The organism is Jannaschia donghaensis, assembly GCF_001403795.1.
Classification (GTDB): Bacteria; Pseudomonadota; Alphaproteobacteria; order Rhodobacterales; family Rhodobacteraceae; genus Jannaschia; species Jannaschia donghaensis.
Map to the genome: position 1 here is coordinate 1,083,671 of NZ_CXSU01000012.1, position 4,408 is coordinate 1,088,078.

Sequence of the window (4,408 nt, forward strand, 5' to 3'; positions counted from 1 at the left end):
CGCACGTCCCGAGCGAGGTCTTGCAAAGCCGCTACAACCGGAAAGCTGTCTCCCTCCCCACGGATACGCGTCAATCCACGCATTTCGGAGCCGATACAAAATGCCTCGACTCCGCCAGCTTCAGCGCACAGTTTGGCGTAGTGCAGAATAAACCGCCGATATGACCAATCTGCCTCAGGCCCGGTGACGATCCGTGTTGGCCCACCTGAAAAGATCAAATCACCAATCCCGCTATCGCGCTGCGATTGATCGAGAATGATATCCGATCCAGCAGTTGCGCCGAAAAAAGCATCTACTTCTGCTGATGCGTTTGCGGTCCGGTCCGACGTTCCGGGCTTACCTGCGGAAAGGGAGGTGGTGATCCGGCCGCGCCATGGCAAGGCTGCCTGCTCCCCTCCACCATAGGGATCGGGAAGGCCATTGCCGCCCATTTGCTCCATCAGGATGAATGGATAAAACGTCACCGCTATCCCGCGCGCATTCAGATCACGAATGGCTTCGATGACCGATTGATCGCTTGGAGTGCCGCCATAGACCGGTTGCTCCTGATCGAATGGAACACGACCCGCCGTTTCTCGCGTCAGGCCTGAAACGTTCCAGGCCTGGCGCTTGCCATCGACCTCATTTTGCTCAACACGCGGCCGGATCCGGCAATGGCCTGCCCGCAGATCGTCCCCGAACCAGGACACGACCAACGAGACGGATTTCAGGTTTGGAAGCTCTTCAGTTAGATCGTCCATCGACACGCGAAAGTCGGCGATCCCCTGCTCGGTGTTCACGTTCGCCGAACTCTTATCGCCGGAATGATCGTAATGCACCGCTGTCGTGGCTAGGGCATACTCGCCGGTTCCGGGGACCAAAGCGACCCCTTCGATTAGACTCGAGGGAGACGGAACTTCGCCCTCCACCTCGACTGCCCGCGTGACCTCGAAAGACAGTTGCGGAACGCGATTGCCAAATGGCGCCAGGTTCAGATCCTCGAAAACAACATACGCGACTCCCCGAAACGCGGGAGCGTCATCAGTCCCTTCCGTTGCCTCGATCACCGAGTCCGGCATCTGATCTTCCGACCCTCGATAGACGCGCATCTGGACCGAGGACCGGGCAATTTCGGTCCCGTCCGCCCAGATGCGCCCGACGCGGGTGATCTCGCCTTCGCACAGCGCAAGGGCGAGCGAGATCGAATAGCTGTAGGCCGTCTGCTTCGGTGTCTTCGGACCGCCCTTGCCACCTCCGCCGCTCGTCTCACGCATCTCCTTGAACCGGCTGGCCCATATCACTTGACCGGACACGCGCGTGCGTCCAATGACTCGCGGGATCGGCGCGCCTTCGGACGCACCCGTAAGGCGCAGCCGGTCAAGCTTGCCTGTCTCGATGGCTTCAGAACCGGCTCCAAGAACCGATTGATCGATCGCGCGGCCAAGCGTGGCACCCACGGCACGTCCGATGACCGCGCCGCTCAAACCAAGGACGGAGCCTCCCAGACTTCCCCCGACCGCTGCTCCGACAGCTCCCAATACGAGTGTCGCCATGTTCAGTTCTCCTCGGTGTGGATTGGCGGAAAGGCAAAGCGCGCTGCCACTCGTCGTCGCCAAGGCGCGGAAAGGCTCGTCTCGACGACGCCGTGACCGCTGTAAGCGTGGATAAACGTCGGTGAAGCTCCGCTGTCTCCGACGATTCCAAGATGTTTGGCGATGCCCGTGTCCCTCATCCGAAAGAGCAGAAGTTCGCCCGAACTAAGTGTTTCGATCGGAGCGATGGCCGTCAGATGTCTGCCCGCTGCTGCGAACAATATCTCAAGGCCCTGCGGCTCCGCCCAATCGCGAGAATAGGCCGGGACAGTTTCGGGCTCACTCCCGTAAAGCTCGCGCCAAACGCCACGCACCAAGCCTAGACAGTCCGTTCCTGCACCCCGAACCGAGGCTTGATGATAATAGGGTGTCCCGATCCAGCGACGCGCGGCTGCAACGACCCTGTTCACAGCTGGCCACCGTCGTTGTTGCCCGACGACACAGGATAGGACATCAGCCAATCCTCGCCCGGAATATGAGGAAAGCCACGGAAGTTCAGAACGTTGTCAAACTTCAGACGACAGGTCGCCATGCGTTTGTCGCAACCAGCCTCGATCCGTACACGATCTCCTGCGGTGAGCGGGCGGCGCAGCGACTGCCACAATCCGAACTCCCGCATCTCGTCGCGTGCGCGGTCGGTCTTGATGCGCGCCTCCATCCCTGCTGCCGCGCCGGTAAGGACAATCATCCGACCGCTTTCAAACCACTTCGGAGCATATTCGCGGAGCTGCGGCAGGCCAACGCGCTGATCATCCTCGGACGTAAGGACGTCCGCTTCGATACTGAAAAGAGGACCAAGGTCCTTTCGGCATCGCCCATCGCCAAGGACTGCATCGCACCGCGACTGATACACTCGCCCTCGGGCTTGGTTCAGGACTTCGGATAAGCCCCTGAGTTCGGCGGTAAAGGCTCCTTCCCCCCAGGAAATCTCACCCAATGTGCCCTTGAACAAAATTTCGAACTGCGACGGGATCGTCCAGTTGACCAAATAGGTCGTGACCTCGGCTGCGTCCCAAAGACCGGCCCGGATGTCATCCGCCTCGATGGCGTCATGGCTCAACGCGCCTTGCGCTTCGGCGTTATCGACGGCCAGACCCGTTGACGCCTGCAATGCGCCCGCCGACATGCCCGATGCGGCAAGACAAGCAACGCCATCTACAGTCAACGATAGGTCATGATCCGTGAACCCCAGCATCACACCGTCCGTGCGTCGTACGATCCAAACCCGACAGACCGTCGCGCACCCGCTTGCCATGTGCGCGGCCAACGCGCTCACGACCGCAACTCCACGACCGGAACGTCCGGCACTTCGCCTGCCTGAAAGGTCTGGACTGACGTCAAGATCACATCGGTATCGAAGCGAACCGGCACATCAAATTCGAACCCCGCCGTTACGTTGGCACCGACATCCGGCGGCTCCGCGAAAGTGACCAGTCCGTTTGTGTTATCGACGTCGTAGTGCACTTCAAACGTCAGCTCGTCATCCTGCACGCCGGCAAGAACACTGCGCGCCACCGGCTTTTTCACCGGGCGCGTATAACTCTGCTCGCCCGACGTGTAGGTCTTGGACAACTGGAATACCGTCGTCTGCCCGTCCCCGATACCGATGATCTGGTCCCGGAACGTCCGCTCCGCCGAAATCCGCCCCGATTTGTAGTCGGACCAGTCCTTCCACCGAAACCCATGCAACTGCCCGCGCCTGGCCTCGAAAAATGCGATCATTTCGCCCACATCGTCCAATGAGCGCATCCCGACACCGGCGTCATAGCGCCGTCGGGAATGGGCCCAAGGGGTGTTCCGCTCCTCATGCCCATTGGCAAGTGTCACGATTTCGGTCAGGCGTTCCGGCCCTCCGATCGACCCAAGGGACAAGCGCGGCGGAAATCTTATTTCGTGAAATGACATGGACAGAATCCTCAGCGATTGCGCGCCCCGCGCGTCAACGCGCGGGACATTTCTGCGGCCACCTGACTGCGGGAGCGTTTGAAGCCCTGCACATCCGGGGTCGTGATGTTCATCGTGACGGTCACTGCTTTGCCGCCGCCCTGGGCCGCCACGCCCAGACTGCCGTCCGGACCGCGGCGCAGGGGCATGATCGCCTCCGGTCCTGCTTCGCCCATCAATCCGGTGCCGCCGCGCATCGGGAAGGTCGTGGCCGAGCTGATGATGCCACCCTTCGCGAACGGCATCACCCGTCCCTGCGCAAACGTACCGCCATCCGCAAACGGCAGAACGGCGTTCACGCCGCTCGCCAGCAAACCGCCGGCGGCCTGACTGATCGGACGCATCGCCGCGTTATAGCTTGCGTTGATCATCGACTGCGCCAGTGTCCCAAGCGCATCCGACAGCTTCTGCCCGTCGAAGACGACGTCTTCGAATGCGCGCTTCAGCGATCCGCCGAACGACCGCGACAACCCCTGCACCTCACGCTGGGTATAGAGCATCTGCCCCTCGAGCGTTCCCAAGGCGGATGTGAACCGCGCCACAACCACCTCCGATCCGCCCAGCCGCGCCTCCAGCGCATCCAGCTTTTCGTCCAGGCTTTCGCCAATGGAATCATCCATCACTCGTATCCTCCTTGTCTGGGAACCGGGCGGCCAACGCGTCCAGCCCGGCCCGATCCATCGGCAGCCGCCCGTCACCTTGACCCAGCAGAAACGCCAGTTCCGCCGGCGTGAGCATCCAGAATTCCGCGGGTTTCAGCCCAAGCCCGCGCAGGCCGACGGCCATCAGGGCCGGCCAGTCGAACGCGCCGTCGGCGGCGTCCGTCATCGGCCCGGCAACGCGAACGCACGCCCCAGCAACAGGGCGGCGACACGCGTGGCCTCTACAGGACC

General features: G+C 61.7%; 6 protein-coding genes. All 6 read right to left on the reverse strand.

Annotated features, from left to right (window positions below; all coding sequences use genetic code 11):
* Positions 1 to 1,532: baseplate megatron protein TIM-barrel domain-containing protein (locus JDO7802_RS14535; RefSeq protein ID WP_187298183.1), on the reverse strand; the 1,532-nt coding region annotated here is incomplete at its 3' end.
* A gap of 2 nt (positions 1,533 to 1,534) precedes the next feature.
* Positions 1,535 to 1,981, reverse strand: coding sequence for an NlpC/P60 family protein (locus JDO7802_RS17740; RefSeq protein WP_083481183.1), 447 nt, complete (start codon positions 1,979 to 1,981; stop codon positions 1,535 to 1,537).
* The gene (locus tag JDO7802_RS14540) at positions 1,978 to 2,847 is read right to left on the reverse strand and encodes a phage/gene transfer agent baseplate hub protein (protein WP_275934862.1); all 870 of its coding nucleotides are present in this window, start codon (positions 2,845 to 2,847) and stop codon (positions 1,978 to 1,980) included. Before JDO7802_RS14540 ends, JDO7802_RS17740 begins: the two co-directional genes overlap by 4 nt.
* Positions 2,844 to 3,476 (reverse strand): DUF2460 domain-containing protein, encoded by a 633-nt coding sequence (locus tag JDO7802_RS14545; RefSeq protein WP_055086669.1) that lies wholly within the window; start codon positions 3,474 to 3,476, stop codon positions 2,844 to 2,846. The genes JDO7802_RS14540 and JDO7802_RS14545 overlap by 4 nt, the downstream gene beginning before the upstream one ends.
* Positions 3,477 to 3,487: 11 nt before the next feature.
* The gene (locus JDO7802_RS14550; protein WP_055086670.1) at positions 3,488 to 4,135 is read right to left on the reverse strand and encodes an RcGTA-type gene transfer agent tail tape measure protein; all 648 of its coding nucleotides are present in this window, start codon (positions 4,133 to 4,135) and stop codon (positions 3,488 to 3,490) included.
* Positions 4,128 to 4,343 carry a rcc01693 family protein gene (locus JDO7802_RS14555; RefSeq protein ID WP_055086671.1) on the reverse strand — a complete coding sequence of 72 codons (216 nt, stop codon included), beginning with the start codon at positions 4,341 to 4,343 and terminating at the stop codon, positions 4,128 to 4,130. The genes JDO7802_RS14550 and JDO7802_RS14555 overlap by 8 nt, the downstream gene beginning before the upstream one ends.
* Between the last annotated feature and the right edge of the window lie 65 nt (positions 4,344 to 4,408).

What these genes read in the sequence shown, in the direction of transcription:
- JDO7802_RS14545 (WP_055086669.1), bottom strand. Translation starts at nt 3,476, where the DNA reads ATGTCATTTCACGAAATAAGATTTCCGCCGCGCTTGTCCCTTGGGTCG.
- JDO7802_RS14550 (WP_055086670.1), bottom strand. Translation starts at nt 4,135, where the DNA reads ATGGATGATTCCATTGGCGAAAGCCTGGACGAAAAGCTGGATGCGCTG.
- JDO7802_RS14555 (WP_055086671.1), bottom strand. Translation starts at nt 4,343, where the DNA reads ATGACGGACGCCGCCGACGGCGCGTTCGACTGGCCGGCCCTGATGGCC.